Annotated in this window: 1 protein-coding gene; it reads left to right on the forward strand. The window is 59.8% G+C overall.

All coding sequences use genetic code 11. From position 1 onward, the window contains the following. Nucleotides 1-102 precede the first annotated feature (102 nt). Nucleotides 103-534 carry a PAS domain-containing protein gene (locus AWB67_RS39075; protein ID WP_062638751.1) on the forward strand — a complete coding sequence of 144 codons (432 nt, stop codon included), beginning with the start codon at nt 103-105 and terminating at the stop codon, nt 532-534. The last annotated feature ends 142 nt before the right edge of the window (nt 535-676 follow it).

Raw genomic sequence — 676 nt, forward strand, 5'->3', positions numbered from 1 at the left:
ATTTCCCGATGATCGCTGCGATACCGCAGGTACGCGATGCAGTATCGCGGCCACCGGGTACGCCCGGAGACAAAACGGGATTCCGCATACAGGAGATTGACGATGGTCTTCGACAAGCTATTAACCCAGGCAATTCTCGGCACAGCTTCTGATGCAATTATTGCGAGTGACCAGGACGGCGTGATTCACTTCTGGAATCAGGGCGCCGAGCGGATTTTTGGCTATGCAGCCAGCGAGGCGGTGGGGCAATCGCTCGACATCATTGTCCCGCAGGACTTTCGTCAGCGTCACTGGGACGGCTATCGTCGGGTGATGCAAACAGGCGAGAGCCACTTTGACCGCGGGGATCTGTTGTCGGTACCCGCGAACCGTAAAGACGGTACGCGCATTTCGGTGGAGTTCTCGATCGTCCCGTTAAAGAACCATGAAGGGCGGGTCGATGGCATGGCGGCCATCATGCGGGACGTGACGAAGCGCCAAGAAGAGATGCGCGCGCTGAAGGCACAGCTCGCGAGGACCGGAACGGCGCCGTGAGGTGACCATCGTGCTTTCGTGCCTTCACTGCTTTCGCTGAGCACCAGCCTGTGCTGGCCAGCATGATGTGCATGATGCCGGGCGCACTGCGACAGGCAGATTTCGACAGGCAGATTGACGCCAGCGGAGCTGCCCCGGCGCC

It is taken from the genome of Caballeronia terrestris (genome assembly GCF_001544515.1).
Lineage (GTDB): Bacteria > Pseudomonadota > Gammaproteobacteria > Burkholderiales > Burkholderiaceae > Caballeronia > Caballeronia terrestris.

Coding starts and splice junctions, on each gene's coding strand:
- AWB67_RS39075 (WP_062638751.1), top strand. CDS start 103: ATGGTCTTCGACAAGCTATTAACCCAGGCAATTCTCGGCACAGCTTCT.